This window comes from Methanosarcina sp. DH1 (assembly GCF_020804205.1).
GTDB classification, from domain to species: domain Archaea; phylum Halobacteriota; class Methanosarcinia; order Methanosarcinales; family Methanosarcinaceae; genus Methanosarcina; species Methanosarcina vacuolata.
On record NZ_WJBJ01000006.1, the window covers coordinates 100,735 to 126,369 of the forward strand.

Annotated in this window: 18 protein-coding genes and 1 tRNA gene; 11 read left to right on the top strand and 8 right to left on the bottom strand. The window is 38.0% G+C overall.

Annotation, left to right across the window (positions count from 1 at the left end; genetic code table 11):
- Positions 1-375: 375 nt before the first annotated feature.
- The 5 genes from FXW07_RS04070 to FXW07_RS04090 form a co-directional block, all read right to left on the bottom strand.
- Entirely contained in the window at positions 376-1,428 is a 1,053-nt protein-coding gene (locus FXW07_RS04070; RefSeq protein WP_229393955.1) for a hypothetical protein, read from the bottom strand.
- 928 nt (positions 1,429-2,356) lie between these two features.
- A tRNA-Met gene (locus FXW07_RS04075) sits at positions 2,357-2,467 on the bottom strand.
- A gap of 478 nt (positions 2,468-2,945) precedes the next feature.
- Entirely contained in the window at positions 2,946-3,704 is a 759-nt protein-coding gene (locus tag FXW07_RS04080) for a hypothetical protein (protein ID WP_229393965.1), read from the bottom strand.
- Between the two features lie 173 nt (positions 3,705-3,877).
- Entirely contained in the window at positions 3,878-5,881 is a 2,004-nt protein-coding gene (locus FXW07_RS04085; protein WP_229393968.1) for an S-layer protein domain-containing protein, read from the bottom strand.
- 1,092 nt (positions 5,882-6,973) lie between these two features.
- Entirely contained in the window at positions 6,974-7,915 is a 942-nt protein-coding gene (locus FXW07_RS04090) for a transposase (protein ID WP_229393982.1), read from the bottom strand.
- Positions 7,916-8,420: 505 nt separating this feature from the next.
- Between FXW07_RS04090 and FXW07_RS04095 the strand changes: the two genes are divergently transcribed.
- From FXW07_RS04095 to FXW07_RS04115, 5 genes are all read left to right on the top strand, one after another.
- Positions 8,421-8,996, top strand: coding sequence for a hypothetical protein (locus FXW07_RS04095; protein ID WP_048117550.1), 576 nt, complete (start codon positions 8,421-8,423; stop codon positions 8,994-8,996).
- Positions 8,997-9,421: 425 nt separating this feature from the next.
- Positions 9,422-11,065: an elongator complex protein 3 gene (locus FXW07_RS04100; protein ID WP_229393990.1), complete on the top strand. Its 1,644-nt coding sequence runs from the start codon at positions 9,422-9,424 to the stop codon at positions 11,063-11,065.
- A gap of 1,076 nt (positions 11,066-12,141) precedes the next feature.
- Complete coding sequence (locus FXW07_RS04105; RefSeq protein WP_011306742.1) at positions 12,142-12,537, top strand: DUF1699 family protein; 396 nt, start codon at positions 12,142-12,144, stop codon at positions 12,535-12,537.
- Positions 12,538-13,173: 636 nt separating this feature from the next.
- The gene (locus FXW07_RS04110; RefSeq protein WP_048117543.1) at positions 13,174-13,656 is read left to right on the top strand and encodes a hypothetical protein; all 483 of its coding nucleotides are present in this window, start codon (positions 13,174-13,176) and stop codon (positions 13,654-13,656) included.
- Between the two features lie 51 nt (positions 13,657-13,707).
- Positions 13,708-15,108 (top strand): DHH family phosphoesterase, encoded by a 1,401-nt coding sequence (locus FXW07_RS04115; RefSeq protein ID WP_229393999.1) that lies wholly within the window; start codon positions 13,708-13,710, stop codon positions 15,106-15,108.
- A 129-nt stretch (positions 15,109-15,237) separates the two neighbouring features.
- On the opposite strand, the gene nrpRII is transcribed toward FXW07_RS04115, so the two are convergent.
- The 3 genes from nrpRII to FXW07_RS04130 form a co-directional block, all read right to left on the bottom strand.
- Positions 15,238-15,996, bottom strand: coding sequence for a global nitrogen regulator NrpRII (gene nrpRII, locus FXW07_RS04120; protein WP_048117539.1), 759 nt, complete (start codon positions 15,994-15,996; stop codon positions 15,238-15,240).
- Between the two features lie 259 nt (positions 15,997-16,255).
- The gene (locus FXW07_RS04125) at positions 16,256-16,996 is read right to left on the bottom strand and encodes a glucose-6-phosphate isomerase family protein (protein ID WP_048117536.1); all 741 of its coding nucleotides are present in this window, start codon (positions 16,994-16,996) and stop codon (positions 16,256-16,258) included.
- A gap of 193 nt (positions 16,997-17,189) precedes the next feature.
- Positions 17,190-17,939, bottom strand: coding sequence for a ribonuclease H-like domain-containing protein (locus FXW07_RS04130; protein WP_229394008.1), 750 nt, complete (start codon positions 17,937-17,939; stop codon positions 17,190-17,192).
- 234 nt (positions 17,940-18,173) lie between these two features.
- On the opposite strand from FXW07_RS04130, the gene mdh reads away from it, so the two are divergent.
- The 6 genes from mdh to FXW07_RS04160 all read left to right on the top strand — a co-directional run.
- Entirely contained in the window at positions 18,174-19,097 is a 924-nt protein-coding gene (mdh, locus tag FXW07_RS04135) for a malate dehydrogenase (protein ID WP_229394018.1), read from the top strand.
- A gap of 453 nt (positions 19,098-19,550) precedes the next feature.
- On the top strand, positions 19,551-19,808 hold the full coding sequence (locus FXW07_RS04140) for a PRC-barrel domain-containing protein (RefSeq protein WP_011306735.1): 258 nt from the start codon (positions 19,551-19,553) through the stop codon (positions 19,806-19,808).
- 17 nt (positions 19,809-19,825) lie between these two features.
- On the top strand, positions 19,826-20,557 hold the full coding sequence (locus FXW07_RS04145) for a tRNA(His) guanylyltransferase Thg1 family protein (RefSeq protein ID WP_229394027.1): 732 nt from the start codon (positions 19,826-19,828) through the stop codon (positions 20,555-20,557).
- Positions 20,558-20,595: 38 nt separating this feature from the next.
- A complete protein-coding gene (locus FXW07_RS04150) occupies positions 20,596-21,549 on the top strand; it encodes a tyrosine--tRNA ligase (RefSeq protein WP_229394036.1) in 954 nt (317 codons plus the stop codon).
- Between the two features lie 209 nt (positions 21,550-21,758).
- Positions 21,759-22,931: a chromosome segregation ATPase gene (locus tag FXW07_RS04155; RefSeq protein ID WP_229394038.1), complete on the top strand. Its 1,173-nt coding sequence runs from the start codon at positions 21,759-21,761 to the stop codon at positions 22,929-22,931.
- Between the two features lie 756 nt (positions 22,932-23,687).
- On the top strand, positions 23,688-25,635 hold a 1,948-nt coding region (locus tag FXW07_RS04160; RefSeq protein ID WP_229394049.1), incomplete at its 3' end, for a CARDB domain-containing protein.

The window sequence follows — 25,635 nt, forward strand, 5'->3', positions numbered from 1 at the left end:
TAAAGAGAAGCTGCTAAGATTGTTAAAAGCAAACAATTTAAATAAGTGTTTTTTAAAAGTAGATATATGTATCAAGTGTTTTTAAAAGTAAATTGCTTAAAGTAAATGATTCAAAAGTAGGGATTTTTTTATACCTCTTCAGATACTATTCAGATAGCACTTTACATTCCGGAAAAATATCACCCTTTTCCAGCCATGCCGTCTCACCTGTCCTATAGCAGGAATGAAAGTCTGAATTTTCAACATTTTGTGCCCACTTTGTGAGGTTTCCATTCCGGGACCATATCCTCAGAGATTATGAGCAAAACCGGTTTTTACTTCCCGACTTTGTATTTGAACACGCTAAGAATTCCATCCCTTTCAAGAGAAGCAGCCTTAATTTTCTCCAGCATTTGAATTCCGTTGTTTATTTATCATACAAAAATTATTTATGTATACCTGGTTATTTGTTATCGCTTTTAGGCGGTCTTCAAATGTACCCATCCAGATGGCAAATTTTTTCTGGTTATTTTCTATGTTTTTCATTATTTCTTTGTTTTCATTAGAAAGTTTATTTGTGTATTCTGTAATTTCATTTTTGTTATTTATCATTTTCATTTGGAGTTTGGACTCAACTTCTGTATTTGGGCAGGTATTTGAAGAATCTTGAATTAAAGGATCTTTTGTTGATACCTCTTTGAATGGGCTTTTAATTTCACTTTTCAATTTTTTTACCTGCTCTAAACACTCTTTTCCATCTACAGGATACGTATAATCTAATACTGCTTGCAATGAAGAGTCCATCGCATTCAGTGTATTAAATTTTTTTTGGTTTTCTTCAAATAAGTTCATTTGTTTTGTGATTTTTTCCATCCATTTACAAAAATTTTCTTGATTATTTTGTATGCTTTCAATTATCTTTCTATTTTCAGACACCATTTCTTTAGTTTTATTTTTAATTTCTTCTTTATCATTATCCATTGATTCTTCAATATTGTGCTGTTTTGATAATCCTTCCATAAACATAAGCGCTACATAGCGCCTTGTGTAAAGATAACCACCGAGAAAACCACTAACTGAGAAAATAATTAGTAGTAAAACTCCAACTATACCACTACCATGAAAATTTAATGTGCCTTCAATAAAATCTTCGAATTTACTTAAGATACCTGGTAATTTACTTAACTGGGCTAGTCCAACACCAATTAGGATTTTTAATAACCAGTCGGAGATTTGATCAAGATTTGAATTATCCCCATACATATTAGAATAAATTGAGGTATTCTCTGATATGACACGTGGTAGCCCAAAGACGAAACCTACCAATAAACCACATAATAAGGAAGCAAGAGAAATGAGTGCAAATACTCCTAAGGGATATAAGTTACCTACAAGGTGATCTAAATTAGAATTTTCTATGTTTATTTTGTTTTGTATGACTACTGCCAATGTAATCAAAAAAACGGATAAATAAATAATTATATTCAATGGCAATTCAGATTCGATCTTTTTTATCTTCGATGATATTTCAGACTTTATCTTCTCAGAATTCATATTAAACTTCCCTTTTGGCGTAAATTATAGATTCTAAGCTCATAAAAACCAATTTTACTTTTCCGTCAATAAAAGTTTCATACTTTTTTCATTATCGAGAGTCTGATTTGTCTTTTGAATAGTGAGCTTCAATTTTGAGTTTTATTAACTCATAACTAATATATCCAGAATTATTAACAAAGTATATTTGCATAGAACTTCATAACTTGAACATTAATAAGTATTTTAAATAAGGATATTATGTTATACATTATTTTCGGCAGTGTGCCAATTTTTCTGTAAAATCATGAATCTCAAGAAGGTATTAAGTAGAAAATTCCATATTGGCAGATCAATTATCGGCATAGTACGCAAAAATTTGACTTCAAATTTACAGCAAATTTGAGACACTGCCTTATTTTCTAGATAGCCCACAATAGAACCCTTAAAAATAGACCACCTTTCTATTTTTACGTAATACACAAGTAAGAAATTGTATTACAACACTCAAGTATACTAGCATCTAAGCAATTTAGTTATGAATCAGTATAATTAAGAAAAAAACTACTGAAGAAGTGTTGTATATAAATTAGCGGATCATAATTAAATTGTCATGACACTATTATTTAGAATCAAAAACAGGGAAGCTAAGACTTTATTATATCTGAATTTTAACCGTTAAAACGTTCCATTTTTGATTTTTCGGATAGGCTCTTACTATTTCGTTACTACCTTGAAAAATAATGAACCTCAGGTAACACAGTTTCAAAGAACGAGAACATTATCACGAAAACTGAAGATGCATAAAAAATGAGTTAAGAATGCTATGAGCAAAAAAATTAGGTGCCCGGAGCGTGACTCGAACACGCGACCTCCAGATATCTCAGGAGATTAAAGACGCCTCATATAATTGTCCCTATGAGTCTGGCGCCCCAACCATCTAGGCTATCCGGGCTTGCAACACACAAATGTACAAAGATATATTAAAGGCTAACGATCAGAATACCGAAAAACCGGAGTTTTTCGTAAAGATATAGATGAAAAAGTTGTCTGAAAGTCAGAGATCCTGAAAGAATAGCACTGTCAGAAATCGGCAGGGAACTGGATTTCTACGAACTCGCCGCGACGACCAGAAGCGCCAGTTCAAGGATATAGAAGAGTTATATGGTCATCATTAAAGGTGAGGTATCCAGCATTTACTATCCGATAAATCAGAAGAAACCGAATGAGTTGAAAAAGTTATCCGCCGAAAGTTAATTGGCGATATTAACATCGGCGGAAAAGGAGTACTTTCAAAATAAAAATTGCTCTCTGAGTAGTTATATCATTAAAATTCTCAAAATCAATTTAACGGCCAGATATAAAACTTAAAAAAATTAAAAAAGAATTAAAAAAGAAGAAAGAATAAAAAAGGTTTTACTCTTTTAAAAATCTCAGTATCCTGTGGCTTCTGCTAGCTGCTTGACTAGAGAATCATCAGCAGTACTTCCGGTAACCACAAATACATGGTTTTCATTGCTCCAGATATAGGTATATCTGGGAGCCTCGGTTCCTCCGGCTGTGACGTAGTCTGCAATTCTTACAGCTGAATGCCCATTAAATGACTCATCGACAAAACGGGAACCTTCTGTTAATGGCTTGAAGGAAGATTTGTATGCATCTATTAGATTAGTTGTAGCCTCAGAATTCTCAAGCTCGATTACATCTATGCAGAAGTCGGACTCATTGTATTTGTACATGCTTTCCGACCCTCCGACGACTTCTGAAACATTATCTGCGTTGTAATCGATTTTGATATCAGCTGCATTAAGAGAGACATGCCCAACATATGTGAAACCTTCGGGAAGTTTTTCAAGTTTACTAATGTCAGCCGCATTTTCAGCGGAATTTGTATTTGTACTTGATCCCGAGTTACTCGAATCTGTTCCACTACCTGAAGGCTTGTTAACCTCGCTAGTGTTAGCTGTACTATCAGCAGAACCTACATTCGCTCCTGAGTTACTTGGTTCTGTTACATTAACTGCAGACTCATTAAGCTCGCTAACGTTAGCCGTACTTTCGGCAGGATTGACATTTTCTCCCGAGCTATTGGGCTCTGTTCCATTGACTGCGGATTTATTATCGCCAACACATCCTGAAAATGCGACCATTAAAACCACAAGTGCAGATATTAAAGCCACCATTTTTTTCATAAGCTTCACCTAAAATCTGTATAATCCTGGAAATAACTACAAGTTTAAAACCGGGATTTCAAAGTTGAAAGATCGCTTGAATTAAGAAATAAGTAGATAAAAAGTTATCTGCAAAAGGAATTTAAAAAAGAATTAAAAGAGAGAAGGGTTAGAAAACCCTTCAATCAGAAATTTTAGTTGTTTCTCCTGACGAGGTAGACAACTCCAAGGAGTCCGACAAGTCCAAGAACAACTCCAAATCCTGGGGAGTCTTCTTTTTCTTCACCGGTTGCATTAGTAGCTTCGGTTGGTTCTTCTGGAGTAGTCGTTTCCGGAGTGGTTGCGTTCAAATCTTCCGGAGTTTCAGGGGTTGTTACATTGTCAGTAGGTGTGGTTACATTCTCACCAACGGTTACGTTGCCATCTGTGCTCGACGTTACATTGGTGGTTTCGTTACCGACAGTCCTCTCGACGAATGGGTAGTACCTGAGGTCGGATGTTGCAGTGTCAGCGATCTTGAAGGACATGCCCTCAGCAATTTCCTGATCGGAATCTCTGGTCAGGGTGAAGGTGTCTGAATTGCTGATCTTGAGGGTATCTCCCTGTATGGAAACATCGTCAAGCTCGCCAAACTCATCATCAGATTCAATCTTCATGGCGTTTGCGTAGTCAATGAGCCAGATACCTTCAATCTGGGCAATGCTGTCGACTGCACCCTGGAAGACCTGGTTAACATGGACTTTCAGGACAACAACATCATCTTCATCCTGGATGTCRTCAAGTTCGACGTCCCAGGTGCTGTCACCGGTTCCAACATCGATGATTTCGTCATCTACGTATTCTCCRTCCTTGTCGAATTCGAGCCAGACTTTCTCACCGTCAACATCGACCTGCTTGGCCTGGAGAGAGTAGCCYTSWCCGAGGTCAAGGGTTTCGCCGGTTCTAACGGTGTACTTGTCATCGCTGTCAAGAACAAGCTTGGCAAGTTTGTCAGCGCTGCTGGATTTCAGTGGGATGTATTCCTCTGCAAAGAACCCAATAACTGGATACTGGTCCCAGCCAAGGTCTTCGTCTTCGTACTCATAGGCAACTTCCTTAATGGAGGTCTGGTAGACAAGGCCGCCATCTCCAATTACATTGCCGTCAAGGTCAGAGACACTGAGGCTTTCTGTTTCAACATTGTCATTAAGGTCGTAGTAGAAACCTGCAAAGTTGCTTGCGTCCCAGCTAGCTTCTCCGGAGGCAACACTACCTCTTATTTCATAGGTTCCTGCATCAGTGATTTCCTTTGCGAGATAGAACCTGAGCACATTGCTTGGAGTGTCAGCAACTTTGAAAGACAGGCCTTCAGCGAGTTCATTTGTGGAGTCCCTGGTCAGAGTGAAAGAATCTTCATTGGTAATGTTAAGGGTGGCACCGTTAATGGAAACATCGTCGAGGTCGCCGAATTCATCATCAGATTCGATCTTTATGGCGTTTGCGTAGTCAATGAGCCAGATACCTTCGATCTGAGCAATGCTGTCGACTGCGCCCTGGAAGACCTGGTTGACATGGACTTTCAGGACAACAACATCATCTTCATCCTGGATGTCATCAAGTTCGACGTCCCAGGTGCTGTCACCGGTTCCAACATCGATGATTTCGTCATCTACGTATTCTCCGTCCTTGTCGAATTCGAGCCAGACTTTCTCACCGTCAACATCGACCTGCTTGGCCTGGAGAGAGTAGCCCTGTCCGAGGTCAAGGGTTTCGCCGGTTCTAACGGTGTACTTGTCATCGCTGTCAAGAACAAGCTTGGCGAGTTTGTCAGCACTGTTGGATTTCAGTGGGATATACTTGTCTGCAAAGAAACCAAGTAAGCTGTAGTTGTCCCAGCCGAGGCTTGGCTTTTCATATTCGTAGTCAACCTTCTGGATTGTGGTAGAGTATACAATTCCACCCTCTCCAATTACATTGCCATTGTTTCCACTGACATTTTTAATGGAAAGAGTTTCAGTTGTGACGTTATCGTCAATATCGTAGTAGAATGCTGCGAATTGAGTAGCATCAATTGTAACACCATCGCCGACAATGTCGTCGATATTAGAGCCGTTAAACACCGGACCGCGGATCTCAACTGAGTCTGCTGCACTTGCGGCGGATGCAAATACAGTCAGAAGCATGAGAGCAGCCAGTGTCACTGCTGCGAATCTCTTCATTTATTGTTCCTCCATGTTTGTTAAGATACGTCGTATGTAAGAAGAAGTGTCGGGATCAACACTTTAAGGGTTTCACCATTCTTCACCAACTCAGACTTTTAAATTTCGTCGATTGCCGAAGAGGATTTCATTCCCTCCTTATCCCTCTAAATTGGATTACAAGTGTTCTATAAAATAATTGCCCTATTAAATCTTTTGTGGTCTATTTCAGGGAAATTAAAGAGGAAAAGCGCAAAACAACGATACAAATGACGGTAAATGTCGAAAGAACTCAGGTAGTATATTCGTCAGGAGTTAAATTAAAAGATAAATTCGAAATACTTATAAAAGACTATGAAAAGACTATGGAAAAAAGATAATTAATACATAGAGACTTAAGTTAAACAATTTTATATTATAATATAGGATCCTACGCACCTGAGGAACAAACTCAATTACGGCAAAGACCGTGGATTAAAGTCGTATTTTAGACAGTAAACAGTTTGATGCTGTTGATTTATTAGTTCAACCGCGTAAGTCATAACTAATTTCAAAAATCCACCAGGTAAGCTTATCCTGCACTACTTTTAAAGTTACTGTCTTTCCGCAGATCTCCACTCAAAAGTAGTATTTTTCACAATTTTTCCCCATCAACCTTATTATCGTATCCTCTTCAAATTCAATGGAGAATATCCCAACTTGAGAAATGTGCAACAATTTAATCATATAATTATAAAATTGAACGCATTGCTTGACATTGTTTTTTAGACTTGGTTAAATACTTAAATTTTCAGCAAATACATGAAATGTACTTATACCTATACAATTTGAAGGGGATACAAATCGGTACAAATTACTAAAGATTAAGCCTGAGGAATTCAATATAAGAATGCACTTAAGAATTTGGAAAAGATCTAATGCAATTTTTAAATAACTTTAAGAACGCATTGCTTGACATTGTTTTTTAGACTTGGTTAAATACTTAAATTTTCAGCAAATACATTAGGACTTACGCAGTTGGCTCCTAGCATATCGTTTTTTCCAAACTTACAAATATCTGAATTAATTTAATGTGTATAGTGGATTCTTTAAATATGCTGCCACTGCCACTCTTCAAATTTTTATAGCACCTTCAAACCAGGATATTCCACTTTTGATTCTTTGTAATTCCAGTCTGAAAAAAGCTCTTAATGAAAACATTATATGTGCTCTTTGTGACTCTTCCTTTCTTGCCTGACATTTCTCCACACCACAAAACTGCTTTATCCCTCTATGATATTCCTCAATTTTCCATGACTTCTTTGCCAAGTCTTCACGTTCTGCTTCATCCATCTCCTGCACATCTGTAACCCAGTGTTGCGTGTCTCCATCTTTTGAAACTATCCTAAACACCTTTACAAATCCATATGCTTTGAGGTGAACCACACGTCCTTTTGGAGGAATATCTACTGTTTCAAGTGGCACATTTCCTTTGTTGTCGGGATTTACCAAACGATTACTTTTTAACCTTGTAAGGAAATGCCATTTTTTCTTCCTGATGGCTTTAAGGTTTTTCACACTTGCATACCATGTATCAAATAAAACAAATTCTGGCTTAAAACCACGTTCTTCGGCTTTATCAAGCATATCACGGAAATGGTCATTCTTTGTTTTGTCGTCTACATCGATGTTATAAATTCTAAAATCGATAGGTATAACGGTTTTACCGTCAGTCCAAACTAAGGTAACCAAACTTATTCCTTTTACAGTACGATGGTGCTTTCCACTCCACATACGACGAACAAAAGCCATTTCTTCTGCGTATGGTTTATCTAACGTTGAATCATCAACAATTAGGCATCCTTCTTCAGGCTTGACATAATTTTTTACTTCCTTCCATAGCGATTCTGTGTCTGGAGGTTGCCTTTGAAGTAAGCGAGTAAAAGAGTCATGAGAAGGAGCATTAGCTACGTTTGGATAACATCTAGCAGCTTCAGTACAACTAAAAACGTTAGAAACAGCTATGAGAAAATTAATGTAGTAAATGTCGATACACTTAGGGGGATTTATGTCCATAACTCCGTACGTTTTTAGAGGGACACTAAACCATAATTATATTTTTAATGATATGACGTTTTTGGGACTTCAAGTGCGTAAGTCCTATACATGAAATGTACTTATACCTATACAATTTGAAGGGGATACAAATCGGTACAAATTACTAAAGATTAAGCCTGAGGAATTCAATATAAGAATGCACTTAAGAATTTGGAAAAGATCTAATGCAATTTTTAAATAACTTTAAATATTTATAGTAAGCGCTTTTTGTGATTTATATAAAAATGTTTAAAACTCTTATATAAGTTACTTGCAAGAGAAAAAATAGAGTCATATTAGAAATTGACGATATAAATTGAGAAATATAAAAAACATTATATGATATAGGCGAATTTAAAAGAAGGCAAAAAGGCCTGGCACGTTATTAATATAAGAAGAGACTAAAAAATTGAGAAATTCAATAAGATCATACCTGTAATCCAGTAATATAACATAGGTCTAAAAACACGAAGGGGAATTCACTGTGGAATGCAAAACTGTTATTCAGGACGTCATATGCACGATAAAGGCCATGAAAGGTGTGGAAGATACGTATGTCTTGAGTGAAGAAGACAAAGAAAGTATTTTTGAGCTTGAGAAAAAGGCTGAAGGAGCTGTCCTTATGGGGCTTGGTGTCGGAGACAATCAGGGAATAAAAGAAGTCTTCAAACGCCAGGTAATCATAGCTTTTACAACTAATATGAACTATGTCTGGCCTGAAGGACCCAATGTAGTACTTATGCAGTATGGAGAAAAAGTTGGTGAGGATGTTTACGATCCCGAGAAACTTGAAGAGTGTAAAAAATGCAACGATATGCTGGTTATGGGAAACTTTGTAATCTACAAGAGCTCCGTGCCTAAACCAAAGGATGCAAAGAAAGAACCCATAACTGTAGTACTTCCACCCCAGAAATGCCAGGATTTGGAATGTGTAGAAGGTGTGACCAATGTTGTACTTGCATCTCCCTCTACTCCATCAGATGAATATATCAGGTCTATAATGGGCCTCAAACCGGCAGCAGGACTCGGAACCTTCATTATTGGCTTTGATCTTTGTTAAGCAATCGGCCGTAAAAACTTATGGATTAAAAATGAAGCAGGCTCCGCACAGCAAATACTGGATTGCCTTCATGCCCGCATTAAGCAGATAGCTCATTCGGAGCCCAATAAAATTATTATATTATGTGAGTACATCAATGTGGGTACATCAACGTGAGTACATCAATGTGGGTACATCAGTGTGAGTACATTAATGTGAGTTTTCAAACCTACCTCGTGATCCGAAGCTCCGACTGATGATTCATAATTTGATTTAGTAAATCATTTTGAGCTTTGAGATCAGCTCAAATATTACCATAAACTCCAAATTTAAGTAGCTTTTTTAGAATTATAAAATCTTTTTGAAGCTCTCAAAACTGATTTTTATTTAGAACTGCCATAAGAATAAAAAATTGAAACCCAGAAACCGGAAAGACGGAACTTGAGATGAAAGAAGATGATTATAATAAGGCCTGCAGGGAAATACTTGAAAAAGTACTTGTCGGCGAAATAGAAAACGAAAACCAGTTAAATAAGGCAAAAAAAGATGTCAGTAAACATTATCATCTGGACAGCCTCCCCAGAAACGGAGATGTCATAACCCGGGGATCGGCCGAAGAACAGGCAATAATTAGAGATTTTTTGAGACGGAAACCTGTAAGAACGATTTCTGGAGTTGCGGTAATTGCTGTAATGACATCTCCGGCTCCATGCCCGCACGGAGTTTGTCTTCCCTGTCCTGGAGGACCTAACTCCACTTTCAAATCACCTCAGAGTTATATGGGAAGAGAGCCTGCGGCTATGCGGGCGATCCAGCATGGATTTGACCCTTATACCCAGGTTGAATCCAGGCTTTCCCAGCTTAAAGAGATCGGCCATGATGTAGAAAAAGTGGAACTAATAGTGATGGGAGGCACGTTTTCTGCACGTAGTCTCGATTACCAGGAATGGTTTATTAAACGCTGCCTTGAGGCAATGAACGATTTCACAGGTAAAGAATGGAGAGAAAACGCCTGGAGAATTGGAAAAACTTTACCTTATATTTCTCTTGAAGAAGTGCAGAAAGCAAATGAAAAAGCTGAGATTCGAAACGTAGGAATCACATTTGAAACACGTCCTGACTGGGCAGGAGAGAAACATGTGGACGAATTCCTCAAACTTGGAGGAACTAAAGTAGAGCTTGGGGTTCAGAGCGTTTATGATTTTGTGCTTGCCCGCATGCAGAGAGGACATGGAGTTGCAGAAATTGTCAGGGCTAATCAGGTATTAAGGGACAGTGCATTCAAGGTTGGGTTCCATATGATGCCTCATCTGCCTGGCTCGGATTCAAAACTGGATCTCAAAGGTTTCAAAAAGCTCTTTGAAGATTCTCGCTTCAGACCCGATTATCTCAAAATTTATCCTACCCTGGTAACTGAAGGAACTCCTCTTTACAGGCTTTGGAAAGCAGGAGATTACGAGGCTCTTTCTGACGAAGAAGCTGCTGAACTAATTGCAGATATAAAAGAAATCCTGCCTAAATGGGTAAGACTCCAGCGTATTCAGCGGGATATTCCAGCTTACCAGATCATTGCCGGAGTCAGAAAGAGTAATCTGAGGCAGCTTGCAGAAGAAAAGCTGAGAGAAAGAGGAGGAAAGTGCCACTGTATTCGCTGCAGGGAAGTAGGACATACCAGCCTGAAAGGGAGAAAAATAAATCCAAAAGACATCGAACTGACTGTAGAGAGTTATGATGCTTGTGGAGGCACAGAGCATTTCATTGCATTTGAAGACCTTGCCGCAGATGTCTTAATAGGATTTACCCGTCTGCGCTTCCCTGCTGCACCTCATCGCCCGGAACTGCAGGATGCTGCCCTGATAAGAGAACTGCACGTTTACGGTTCTATGGTACCCATAGGAAAAGAAGCAAAGCAAAAGGAGTGGCAGCATAGAGGATATGGAAAGGAACTTCTGGAATATGCAGAGAAGATAGCATGTGAAAATGGATACCGGAAACTTGCCATTATCAGCGGGATAGGAGCCAGAGAGTATTATAGAAAATTCGGGTATGTCCTTGATAACGTATACATGTCAAAGGTTTTGAAAGATTAAGACCTGCAGCCCCCAAGCAGGTCACTAATTTTAATTTTGTCGCTAACTGAATCTTGTCACTAACTTAATTCTGTCACTAACTTAATCCTGCTACAACTTAATCCTGCTACAACTTAATCCTGTCACTAATTTAATCCTGTCACTAACTTAATCCTGCCACTAACTTAACTTTACATTCTGAAACTAGTGTTGTGTATTATTAGTTTATACAACTAAAAATATGCTTGGAGTCACCAACTTAAAGCTTTAGTAAACTGTCAAAACCTGTAGTATAAGAGAAAGTCTCAGATTTAATAACCTGGTACCTTGAGCTGAAAAATAAATTTTAATGGTCAAGTTTAGGGTTAAAAGATATTTATATAAAATAAAAGATATTATTGAAAGAGTTTAGTACAGAAAAATATTAAATAGTATTGTATAATATCATATATCTGTTTTCATATATATAAAATATGATAATGTAAAATCATTAAGATTAAAGGTCTTATCATACTAAACTGCTTTTCAAAATTTCCCGAAGAAATTAGGTTTAAAGAAAAAAAGCACTTGTTAACAGATTATACAAAACAGAAAGAAAAAAAGTTAGTTTTTTCCAGGACCAACTTTTTAAAATAAAATTTTGGAATTAGAAAGAAGATAAAAAACGTTAGTAAAAAATTAAATACTATATGTTCGTAACATAGGAAAAACCTTAAGTTTAAATGTTAGGTTTTGAAAAACGATTGTAAAATCTAGAATTTCAAAGAGTTTTTAAAACAAAACTAACTGAAATTTAGAACTGATGAATTCAAAAATTAAAAAACAAATAATCGAGTAAATTCGATAAACATAAAAATCAAAAGACTTAAAATAAGTTCCATAAAAAGTAAAAATATTAAGGAGACCTGAAGATTCTACAAGTTCTGAAAGGACTCCTGAAACCCTGAAACCTAAAGAAACCCTGAAGAGGCTCTAATGAACTCTAAACAATCTTGAAGAATTCTGATGAGACTCTAAGGAAAAACCCTAAATACCCTAAAGAAACCCTAAAAGGCTCTAAAACACCTTAAAATGCCTTGAAATAAATGGTGATAAAAATGAAAATTAGAGTTGTAAGTTCAAAAGAAGAGATAGACACTTTAAAACTTGATGAGGAAATTATCCATCTTGCATTCAGACCATCTAACAAGGATATTTTTAAACTCATCCTGAAGTGTCCAGAAGTGAAAGCGATCCACATCCCGAGCTCATACAAGAAAACAATTTCCAGTTCCGCGCAAATGTATCTTTCCATGCAGAACATTGCTTTACTTGAGGGCGATGTGTGGGGCCACAGAAAAGATATTAATGAGTACTCCGAAATCTCCCAGCGTGTTTTCGACCGCATACAGGAACTAAAGAAAGAAGGGCTTTCCGACGAAGATACTATTGAGAAACTCGTAAGGGAAACAAGACTCAGCCCCGACTTTGTAAGTTTCATCATATCAAACTAAAAAACCACATAAGCCGATCAGATTCTGATCGGCATCTGTTTTTTATAAAATTCGTTGCTCAAATTGAGCGCGCTGATAAAACAATTACTCTATTCAAACTTTTTTGACCTTTGAGTGGACTTCTCTGAAAACTCTCTGAGAGAAAACTTTCGTACCTTCCTGCTGGACTCCAAAATAATCGACTCCAGAATTTCATCTATTGATCCCCGGCTAAAAACCTGAGTATAATCGATTACAGTTAGTTTAACAGTTAGTTTAACAGTTAGTTTAACAGTTAGTTTAGCAGTTAGTTTAACAGTTAGTTTGGCAGTTAGTTTAACAGTTAGTGTAACAGTTAGTGTAACAGTTAGTTTAACAGTTAGTTTAACAGTTAGTTTGGCAATTTGGCAGTTAGTTTGGCAGTTAGCTTAGCAGTAGTTATAAAGAATCAATGTTAGTTTCAGATACAGGACATTGGTTTAAGATAATGAGCTTAGTTTTAGGTGATCAATAGAAGTTTGAAAGATAGTGAATACAGTTTTCTGATTCTGAAACTTTATCCAGACTGGCGTATCTGTTCCTGTTCACTCAAGCGAAAAGAATTTCATCCTGAGTAAAAAGCTTAAGTAAAATAGCGAAAAGATTTAACAGGATTTCATGACCGAGTTTGAACACATGCTTGTAAACTCATTTAATGCATACATTGAAGAAAACGGAATAAGAGCTATTTCTTACAGGCTTAAGCAACATAGATTTACTCCGCAGTTTCTTGATGTACTTGTGGACTCTCTTAATCCAGATCTATACCTGGGAATTGAATGCAAGAGCATCTCAGTGGACAAGGGAGCAAACGCACTTTACTTCTCTCAACATTTTACCGTGGATAAAAATGGACTTCATCAGATAGAAAGAATTTCGAACTACCTGAACAAATCAGGAAGACGTGGCTTTCTTGCAGTGGAGCTTCGCCTGGGTCCCGGGCACGGCAGAGAAGCATACATGATTCCCTGGAATGAACTCGCAAAAAAATACTTTGATAAAGATCTCAAACTCACATTACAGGAGATCAGGAATTTTCCAGAAATCAAAAGACAAGGAAAAGATTATAGGGTTGACCCTACGGAGTGGGAAAGAAAATAAAGTATGAAAAAACGCTTAAATTGAGGCAAGTAGAAAACCGTGGAGAGAATAATGTCTGAGACAATGAAGATACTTTATAAAGAGGCAACAAAGTGTGCCGAAGAGATTAAAAAACATAAATCAGTCCATGTTGTGTCCCACATTGATGCTGATGGGCTGACTTCTGCAGGGATTATCTGTACTGCCCTTGAACGTGGCAATTTTGAATATACAACACGTTTTGTCAAGCAGCTTGATGAAAAGGCTCTTGATGCCATCGCAGATGAAAATCATAATATTGTCATTTTTACGGATCTGGGAAGTGGGATGTGCGAACAAATAAAATCCCGCGGTATTCATGCAGTGATCTCAGACCACCACCAGCCCCAGGGAAGCTATCAATTTCACCTGAATCCTCACCTTTTCGGAGCAAATGGCTCATATGAACTTAGTGGCTCTGGAAGTACTTACCTGCTGGCTTCAGCCCTTGGAAAAAATCAAGATCTTTCCTCGCTGGCCATAGTAGGAGCAGTTGGAGACATGCAACACCTGAAAATGGGGCAACTTGTTGGGATCAACAGGGAAATTCTGGAAGAAGGAGTTAAAGAAGGCACTCTCCAGTTCAAAAAGGACCTGACCCTATTCGGAAAGCAAACCCGCCCGATTTATAAATTGATACAATATTCCTCAGACCCTTATCTTCCTGGACTTACAGGAAATGAAGAAGCTTGCATCGAGTTTCTTCATACTCTCAACATTCACGTCAACCAGGAAGAACGCTGGAGGCGCTGGATTGACCTTGAAAACCCGGAAAAACAGAAGATTGTATCCGGACTCATTCAGTATTGCCTGAAATCAGGTATACCTTCTTATAAAATCGAGCGCCTGGTAGGTGAGGTTTATGTCCTTCTGGGAGAAAAAGAAGGTACAGAAATGAGAGACGCTTCAGAGTTTTCCACTCTTCTTAATGCCACTGCACGTTATGACCATGCTGAGATAGGACTTGCAGTTTGCATGGGAGATAGAGAGAAAGCTTATGAAGATGCCCGTAAACTGCTTGCCGAACATAGACAAAACCTTGTTAACGGGCTCATGTATGTTAAAGAAAATGGAGTCATTCAGCTTGAAAATATCCAGTACTTCGATGCAGGCTCAGAGATAAAAGAAACTATCGTGGGGATTATTGCAGGCATGAGTTCTACACTAGTTGAAAACAGAAATCTCCCCATTATTGCTTTTGCAAAAGCCGAAGGAGGGATTAAAGTCTCAGCCAGGGGAACACAGGACCTTATTCGCAGGGGAGTTAACCTTTCGGAAGCAATGTCGATGATCTCGTCGGAAGTTGGAGGTGCAGGCGGCGGGCACGATATTGCAGCAGGAGCAACTATTCCCAATGGTAAAAAGGAAGAGTTCGCAAGAAAACTGGATCTGTTTATAGGAGAACAAATACGAAGAAAGGCACATTCAAAGTAAAGAAGCCAGCCTTCAGAAGTATACTCTGAGAAACATACTCTGAGAAACTGAACTGAGTAGTAAGTAATCTCAATAAAAACAAAGAAATTTTAGAATAAGAAATTTTAGAATAAGATTTACTGTTGAGCCTTAAACCAGATCTTCAATCCTGCTCATCTCTTTGAACGAAATTAGTCTTGACATTGCACTGGTATCTATAGCAATCCCATATTCCTGTACAACAGCCATAGGGTTTGTCCCTCCTATGACGACTATTCCGAGATGGTCTCTCTCTATTGGAACATCCAGAACCCGTGTGTTTGGTTCCCCAACTTCCAAGATTCCACTAAAGCCTGCATCCAGAAGGTCAGAAAGGCAACTTTCAATTTCATCTCTTGCAACCATAGGAGCTTCCCTGAGATTTGCAAGCACCTTACCTGAGCCTGTCCTGAGCATTTCCGACACAGAAGTAATCCCCTGTGACATAAGGATTTCAAGCGGATCTACAGTCGTACTTACATAGGTCAGCACATCAGTGAAACGAACCGGAACTCCGTTTCGGATCTGAACAACTCCTCCAAGTTTAGGGTTTACAGGAATTCCTGCCTTGAGAAGTACGCCGTCAATCGTAATGCTGCATACGGTCCCGATACCTACCTTTCCCTTTTCGATAGTCAGATCTCCGATAGATTCTCCCTCGGAGATTATCTTAACATATGGAGTTACAGAAAGCCCGCTCGAGATTACCATTTTAAAGATCCCAAGCACGTCGTCAAGATCTTTTTTATCAATAAGTGAAAGATTAAGAATGATATCTCCATCCATTTTCTTAGGATCAAATGTAGTCCTGTACATAAGATCCTTTATTCTGGATGATGTAAATTGAACACGGTATCCATTTTTTTGCATTTTGAACCTCCAGTAGTTGAAGGTATTTATACTTATTATAAGTTATGTGTTATGTGTTATGTGTACTAGGTACTAATTATGTACTAATAACCATAAATATATGCTTTGACCCTTATCACTTATTTTTTGCGCTCTCACCTGCCCATAGAAATGAGCTTACTATAGGGCAGGAAATAAGAGTAGAAGTTCTCTGAGAGAACGACCTTAAAAAGGAAAAAATAAAAGTCCAGTCTGTTTAAGCTGGAAAATAGCCTGTTTCTCAGAGCACTCCTGTTAAAAATCCTGTAAAATCCTGTGGAGCTGTTAAAAATCTTAGTTTTTCAATTTTATGCACAAGCTCATACATACATTCTCCGGAACCGAGCCCTATATCATCGTATGTAAGGGGTTTTAGGTGGCGGATAGGTGGTATATTCCTGTAAAGGGGATTTTTGACATAACCATCTTTAAGCAGGAAATAAGAAGCTCCGGAAAGTCTTTTTATAGGCTCATAAACCGAAGAAAAGTCGCGGCAAACCCAGTTTGCCATTTCGAGAGTTTTATCGGAAGCGTTTATGGTCACATGCCCATATCCAGGAGGAACAAGTACTAAATCTCCTTTTTCTGCTGTTATGACTACGACATCCATAACAAAATCTTCCTCTCCACTTTTTACCTTTTGTAGAAGATAGGTAGCAGAACCTTCGAGTACCTGATAAATTTCAGGATAGTAGATTTTTGTTCCTGGAACACGCGGGTGATAGTGACCTACGGTCTTAATATATTCTGATCCAAGCATTGCTGGAGGAATTACAGTAATATCATACCTCAGGTGATGGGCTTTAATTGCTTCAAGTTCAGAATCGCTTTTCGCAAGGTCTCTGAACATGTAGTACACATCCTGATTTCGTACCTCCGTTTCTTCAAACCACTCCCTATCAAACACTACATCTTCCATATCATGGAGTTTTCGGACGTCTGCAACAGTGACTTTATCCCCGAACTTCATTGTAACTTCCATCGAGTTCCCCTTTCCTACCAGAGCATATAGATGATATTCAGATTACAAACAAGAATTTATTATAAACGTGCCAATACATTACCAGAGTAGACTATCAGAAACAGCAATATAAGTATAATAAAGTAATTGAAGGAAATATTATTGCAGCCTGATTTTTTACATCTGACCATTCGGAACCTGAAAGATATACCTCTCAGGCATTCAGAGCATTTTCAACCATTTTAGGGTAAGTAAGCTCTATAATAGTTTTCAGATTAACTGTATCTTCTCTGTTGTATTTAATAAGTGTATCCAGAGCTTCACGATCTCCTTTTTCATATTTGTACCAGAGTCTCACAGCATCAAAACCTGTTATGCCCTCAGTACCGTCGCTTCGGGTGATCCCGAGTAGTTTTTCAATACTCTTTAAACCTCCATTGTACCCTATTCGCTTTAAGGGGTACATCAGATCGATATGAAGCTGATTGAATTCAATTTCTGGAAATTCGGATTTTATGAACGGCAAATCAAAACGGGCACCATTGAAGGATACAAGTAGCCTGTATTTTGAGAACTCTTCTACAATGTCATCAAGGTTAATATCTTTTATATACGTTTTTGATTCTTTTCCGTTGTAGATTCCCACAATAGTTATTTTATCCCGAGATTTAGAAAGTCCCGTTGTTTCAATGTCTACAAATGCGGCAGAATCGGAAAATAAGGAATATGCCCTCCAGTGTTCGGCAGACGGAAGACATTGTGAGAAAAAACAATGATCTTTTGCTGCAAGATGTTCAGAAGATTTTCTCACCTCTTCGCAAATTCTGGCCTTTCGTGATGAAGGTATAGAGATTTGATCTTCCATTTCGAGAAATTCTTTCCATGTATGTATGCCTTGAGCCCAGATTTTTCGCTCAAGGCCCTTCCCTACACCTGGAATATGAATGTATGTATTATTCAGCATGTTTCCCCTGAACCATTTGGGGGTAATATTTAATAAAAATACTGCATGAAAGCTGAAAGTGTTCAAAAGAGAGAAACAACAAATTCAAGAACTAGATATAGTATAAAGTGCGAACACAGATAAATATAACAATAGTAGCTGACCGATAATAAAGAGTCACGTTACAAGATAAATTTTTAAAGATAGAAGTTCCAAAACTATCAAAATAAATTACTTAACACAGGTGTGCAGTTAATGGCTAAAATTTCCGTGATTGGTGCAGGAAACGTAGGGGCAACTACAGTCCAGCGACTAGCTGAACTTGAACTTGGCGAAATTGTCATGACGGATATTGTGGAAGGACTACCGCAAGGAAAAGCCCTTGACCTTATGCAGGCAGGAGCAATAACAGGTTATGATACTTCAATAATTGGGACCAATGATTATGCAGATATCGTGGACTCCGATCTTGTAATAATTACAGCGGGGATTGCAAGAAAACCCGGAATGACCAGGGAAGATCTGATTAAAACAAATTCTAAAATAATAGCAGAGGTTTCCAGAAATATTGCAAAGTATGCTCCAGAATCCATAGTAATTAATGTCACAAATCCGCTTGACATTATAACTTACATAGCTATGAAATCAACAGGATTTGAGACAAAGAAAGTATTCGGAATGAGTGGAGTTCTGGATTCCGGGCGCTTTGCAAGCTTTATTGCAGAAGAACTGAAGTGCTCTAAAAAAGATGTGCAGGCAATGGTTATAGGAGGGCATGGAGATCTGATGGTTCCTCTTCCCCAATATACAACAGTATCAGGAGTTCCACTAACGGACCTGCTTCCAGGAGATAGAATTGCCAGGCTGGTAGAGAGGACAGTAAATGGAGGAGCCGAGATAGTGGAGCTCCTTAAACAGGGCAGTGCTTTTTATGCACCTTCCGCGGCTATTGTCTCAATGGCGGAAGCCGTGATCAAAAATACAAAGAGAATTTTGCCTGCTTCGGCTTACCTTGAAGGACAGTATGGACAGGAAGGTATTTACTTCGGTGTACCCGTAAAGCTTGGGGCATCCGGAGTAGAAGAAATCCTAGAACTCAAGCTCGATGAAAGCCAGTACGAGATTCTCAGAAAATCCTCAGAAACCATTCGAAACGTGATTTCACAGCTAGAAGTATAAAGAAATCTGGAATAAGAGATAAACTGAGATTCAAAGATGATTAATCGGAATAAAAAGAAAGGTTATATAAAAGACTGAAGAGTTCTGATCACAGGTAATTCAGAAATTTACCTGTGAACCAGAAAAATTCTCAAAAAGGTATCTTCTCATTCTGGACAGTTACAGGAAAAAGGTAAGTAAGCTGTGGGTCTATAAGAGTAAAAGCAGCTTAACACTTTTAGAACTTCCTCTTCTTAGTTCAAACATTGGACAAAGAATTTAACGAGACCACTTTTATCTCTCGCTAGTTTAAATAGGGGAATTTATTATAATAATGACTTAGATTCCATTTTACCTGAAAATGCGAGATAAAACTGACGATAATATAAGTTGGCAAAACTGTAAGATATATAAGTATGTTTTTCATATAAGATTAGGATAAAGATTTAAATTAATTTACAAAGCAGGGATATAATGCGCGCAGAACTTACATCACTTTTTGGTTTAAACGTATACACAAACGCTGGTGTTTATGTAGGGAAGTTGCAGGATCTCGTAATTGATATAGAAGATCAGAAAATTACCGGACTTGCTATTTCGGATATTAATAGGGAACTTTTTGACCTGACTACCAGGGGCGTAATTATTCCTTACCGATGGGTTATAACGGCAGCAGATATCATAATAGTAAGAGATGTTATCCAGAGATACAAAAAGAGAAAAGAAGATTAAGTTAATCTGAAAAGTACATGAAAGACCGGGAAATTTATGCTGAGATGCGCTGTATCCCTCCGGTGGTTGTGCGCGCGGACGGCAGGAATTTTAAAAACACACTTACGGACCTGGGCTTTGGAAAACCCTATGACCAAATTTTCGCCAGGGCAATGGCGGATACTGCTGAACTTTTTATTAAGAAAAGTGGTTTAAGCCCTCTCTTTGCTTACACTTTTTCGGATGAAGTTAGTTTTCTCCTTATGGAACTTCCCTTTGAGGGAAGAGTAGAAAAAATTGACTCTGTCACGGCAAGCTTTCTGGGAAGTGCACTTACGATAAATTTGCAGCTTGAAAAACCTGTGGCTTTTGATTCTAGAATAGTAGTTCTTCAAAAAGAGGAGATTCCTGCGTATTTTCACTGGAGGCAACTTGAAGCCTGGCGCAATTTTGTGGCATCCTGGGGATATTATACGTTGAGGAATGAAGGAATAAGTAAGATTGAAGCTTCGAAATGTCTCAGAGGAAAAAAAGAATGGGAAATCCATGAAATGCTTTTTGAGAGAGGAATCAATCTTGCAACGCTTCCTCACTGGCAGAGGAGAGGAGTCATTATTTCAAAAGAAGAATACGAAATCTCTGGCTTTAATCCCGTACTTGACAAGAAGACAAAATCTCTGCGTAGAAGAGTCATTCAAAACTGGGAAATCCCGAATTTTAAATCCGAAGAAGGTATGGCGTTTTTACAGAAACTTATTAATAGGAATTAAGGTTTTGAGAATAAGAAAATAAAAGGAATGTAGAGGCAATGGACAGACTCGAACTTATAAAAAGAAATGTTCAGGAAATCGTAACTGAAGGAGAACTTGAAGAACTTCTTAACAAAAAAGAAGCTCCCCGTGCCTACGTAGGATACGAGCCTAGCGGAAAAATCCACATGGGGCACGTTCTTACAGTAAATAAACTAATTGATCTCCAAAAAGCCGGATTCGAAATTACTGTCCTGCTTGCGGACGTGCACGCTTATCTTAATCGGAAAGGCACGCTTGAAGAAGTCCGAAAGATTGCAGATTATAACAAGCGCTGCTTTATTGCCCTCGGGCTTGACAAAGAAAAAACTAATTTTGTTTATGGGTCTGACTATCAGCTTGGAGCAGAGTACATGTTAAATGTTCTCAAACTTTCAAGGGCAGTAACTCTGAACAGGGCTCGCAGGAGCATGGATGAAGTCGGGCGTGCTATGGATGACCCAACCGTTTCCCAGATGGTATATCCACTGATGCAGGCTATTGATATCGCTATGCTCGGAGTTGACATCGCAGTTGGAGGTATTGACCAGAGAAAAATCCATATGCTTGCCCGTGAAAATCTAAAGAATCTCGGATTCGAAACTCCGATCTGCATTCATACCCCAATTCTTCTGGGATTAGATGGAACCAAGATGGCTTCATCAAAGGAGAATTTTATTTCGGTGGACGACACTGAAGAAGAAATCTACAAAAAGCTTAAGAAAGCCTACTGCAAGATAGGAGACACGGAAGAAAACCCAATTCTCGCTCTTTTCCGCTACCATATATTTCCGAGGTACGAAACTGTTTTCATAGAGAGACCTGAGAAATTCGGTGGAAATATAACATATATGAGTTACGAAGAAATGGAAAATGCTTTTGTAGCTGAAAGTGTTCATCCAATGGACCTGAAAAATTCAGCCGCAAAGTATATAAATGAGATTCTTGACACTGTCAGAAAAGTTCTGCTTTAAATTATGGTATGGCCGGGCTCTTCTCGGCCACTTCATAGAAAAATATAAGTATAGAATCTATATCCAAAGTATAAGATATAGGTTCTGTAAAACTCGTTGCTTAAAATAAGGGACTTATTTTAGAAATTAAGGAAGCTTCTGGATAAAACGTTATATAGCTATAGATCATAGAATATTTAAAGGGTCATCTAGTTATTCAGGGTGCTTTTATGAAATATATTTACCAGGACTCTACGGAACTGCCTGTACAGCGGGATTTCATTGAGGATCTGAGAACTTTTTTAGATATAACTTCCCGAGTAATCCCTCTGGAAAACTCCATAATAGAGATAAAGTGCAAGCAGAAAGAAGCGCTTCATGAATTGAAGAGTAAAATAGAAGGAATGAATTATTTTGAAGAGAAGCTTGAGACTTTACTCAGAAAATTAGTAAACGAAGTTGATATAGAGGATATTATACCCTGTACTAACGCAATCCTGCAAACCTGCAGTGAAAATCTCGGGAAAAGAAGAGAAATCCTCAAAGCCGAGTATGCAAAAATAGAAAATGGGACTCCCGAAGAATATAAAAAAATTGAAGAAAATATACTTGAAGTTCTTAGCAGGTTTTTAATTACAGGAGTTTACGGAGCTGAAAAGAGATTTGAACTTTCCAGCAATACAAATGGCATTTCAGGAGAAATGGAAGGTTGGGTCTCGGGTTTGCAGTATCATTACACACTCACTTTTACAGAAGAGACTCTGACAGTAGAAAAACTACTTGGAAACTTAAGCCTGCCAGGATGGGCGCGGGCAGGCATCCTGAGAAAAGAAGAAAAAATAAAAATGCAGAACATTTCCGAATTTCTTGTAACTTTTATGGAGTATGACACTCAGAAAAACATACGTATAGCCCTGGAAAACAAAAAAGCAAACCGGAAATTCAGGATTGAAGGCGGAGAGCACAGGTATTTTGTATATGAAGATGATAAGGAGATCACCTCGGATAAAGAGCTTGGGGATTTCATTGATATGGAAAACCTGGCAAGAATTCCTGAAAAAGTTAAGGATTATTTCAGGGCAAATATCCACACTTACAACCTTTCAAAAGTCCTCCTTGATGAAGAGGATGCTATTTCTACTAATCAGATCTTCGATTGCCTGAAAGTTATTGCAGAGCAGTATGGAGTAATCGTTCAGGAATGTCTGGCAAAAGGACACAATAAAGAAGAGATAACCATCAAAATGGAAGAAGCTGATGGCACACGGACTGAGAAATACATAACAAAGACCGAAATCTACACCCTACTGGCAGAGGTCGGAAGTGAAGGTATTGAGATTGCCGGAATACTTGGTGTTGACAGTAGAACTCAAATCAAAGACAAGAAATACTTGATTGTTTAAACATTTCGTGTATTATATTTTTGGAGATTTAAATATTATTTTAAAGTTAGGCAAAATCTTGAAAGCTTAATATTATAATATTCATTTTATTGCTTTTAGATATTTCTTAGTTATTTTCTAATTTTTATAAGTTTTGTTCTTCAATAGTTGTTACTGTTTTTATGACTTCACTGCAATTATTAACATTTATAATAGTTCCCCCAAATACATCTAAGAACAAATTAGATAGTTACACGTGTTAATAGATAGTAAATATCCTACAAATGAAGAATAAAGTAACTATAAATAAAAATGAATACATGAAAAAAAATAGAAATCTAATTATAGGGAACTGACGTAGGGGGTAAAAATAGAGATTTTTGTCTGAAGAATAAATCGTAATATATAAAGAGCAATTAGATTAAATTTTGAATATAATTATATAGTAATTTTAGAGAAAACACAAATTAAAAAGCTTAAACTTTGGGTAAAAGCATTTTAAGAACAATTAGATTAAATTGTATTTATAATTATTAATAGCAATTTTGGAGAAAAACAGAAATTAAAAAGCTTAAACTTTTTATAAAAATATTAAAAGATGGCACAGTAAGGAATTTATGTGGAACAAAAATGTCCTTGATTCCGACTAACATTATAGTGGAACACTCACTGAAAATTGAAGATTAGGAATTTTGTTTCTATGAATTGTATGATTACAAATCAATAAGCTACTGACGTACCGGAAATTTTGGTTTACAGATGTAGGGGTGGAGGCCTATGAAAATGAAAGCCGATTTTTTTAGTTCTGTAATTTCTGTATTATTAATAATAATGACAATTTCTGGGATGATCCCAGGCATGGCATCTGCTGCAGATGAAACTAACACAAACCCCACAGATCCAACCAGTGATCTGACAATTGAGAGTATTTCTTGTAGTCCAGAGAATCCAGAACTTGGAGGAGCCGCAACCATTGGAATAGCAGTACTAAACCGGGGAACTGAAATCTCGGAGCAAACAGAGGCAGTGTGCAAAATAGGAAATAAAGATCCGATAGATGTACCAATAATAGAAATAACCCCGGGAAATACCTTGTTAGTTTCATTTACCTGGACTCCGGAAGAAGAGGGCACAGTGGAAATAACGGCAACGCTGGGAGATAGTACAAAAACAATTGAAGTCACAGTGGAAAAAGAAAAATCTGCAGATCTCGTAGTAGAAAGCCTCACGGCGGTCCCTGAAAATCCGGAACCTGATAGTGAGGTAACTGTTAATGCATTAGTCAAGAACACGGGAACCGAAGCCTCTGAGGAGACAAAATTAACGTACAAAATCGGGGATGCAGACTCAAAAACGGTAAAAATACCGGAAATAGATCCGGGAGATAGCTCGTTAGTCTCATTTACCTGGACTCCGGAAGAAGAAGGCACAGTGACGGTAAAGGCAGCAGTGGAAGATAGCGAAAAAACGATTAAAGTAGTAGTGGCAAAAGAAACATCTTCGGATCTCAAAATAGAAAGTCTCTCCATTAACCCTGAAAACCCGGGAACCAATAGTGAAGTCACTATAAAAGCATTGGTCAAGAACGATGGAACCAAAACCTCAGAACCAACGAATATAATATATACAATTGATGGAACTGAAATAAAAGAAGAAGTCCCTGCAATAGGGGCTGGATTAGATAAACCGATTTCTCACACGTGGACAACTCCTGACAATGAAGGAACTGTAACAATAAAGGCAGCTTTAGAAGATATAGAGAATAGTGAGAAAGAAATTTCTGTGAAAATAGAAGGAGGGTCGCTTCCGGATCTGGTAATTGAAAGCCTGGACACAGAATCATCAACACAACCTGAAGCCGGAAAAACTTTGAACTTTACCCTGAAAATAAAGAACGAGGGGGAGGCAACTGCCAATAGTAGTACTGCAAAATATAGTTTTAATGGAGCTTCAGAAGGAGAAATTTCTATCCCTGAACTTTCAGCGGGAGAAAGTACAATTACAGGATTTTCGTTTACCCCTGGAAACGAAGAAAACTTGAGTGTAACAGTGGTCGCAGATTCTGGGAATACCATTAGTGAAAGTAATGAAGACAACAATGAAATGTCAAAAACCATAAACGTAAAAAGTGAGCTTCCAGACCTGAAAATAGAATCGATTTCTCTGAGTCCTGAAGAACCACATCCTGGGGAGAATATAGCCTTTACGGCAACAGTAAAGAATAATGGTTCTGCAGCTGCTGAGAGCAGTGAAATCAAGTATGATATTAAGGGAAACAATGAAAATTATACGGGAGTTGCATCGATACCAGCCCTTGCAGCAGGTGAAACCGGAACAGGCACTTTTTCCTGGACTCCAGGAAACGAAGGGCAAATTGAAATAAAAGCAACCGCAGATTCAGGAAGCATTGTATCTGAAAGCGATGAAACCAATAATGAGTTCACAAAAACCGCAACCGTATATAAAGAAACAGTTTCAAGCGATGACGGAGGAAGTGAAAGTTCAGGGTCCTCCAGCAGCAGCTCAGGAAGTAAGAGTTCAGGGTCCTCCAGTAGCAGTTCAGGAGGCGTCAGTCTTTCAAAAGAACCAGTGAGCAATGTAGAGGCAAAGGAGCTTGCCACCGGGAACGTTCAAAGTGGTTATCATATCAAGTTCGATTTTCTGGAAGGTGCCACATGTATTACATATATCGAATTTGACCCACTAAAGACATTAAAGAAGACAA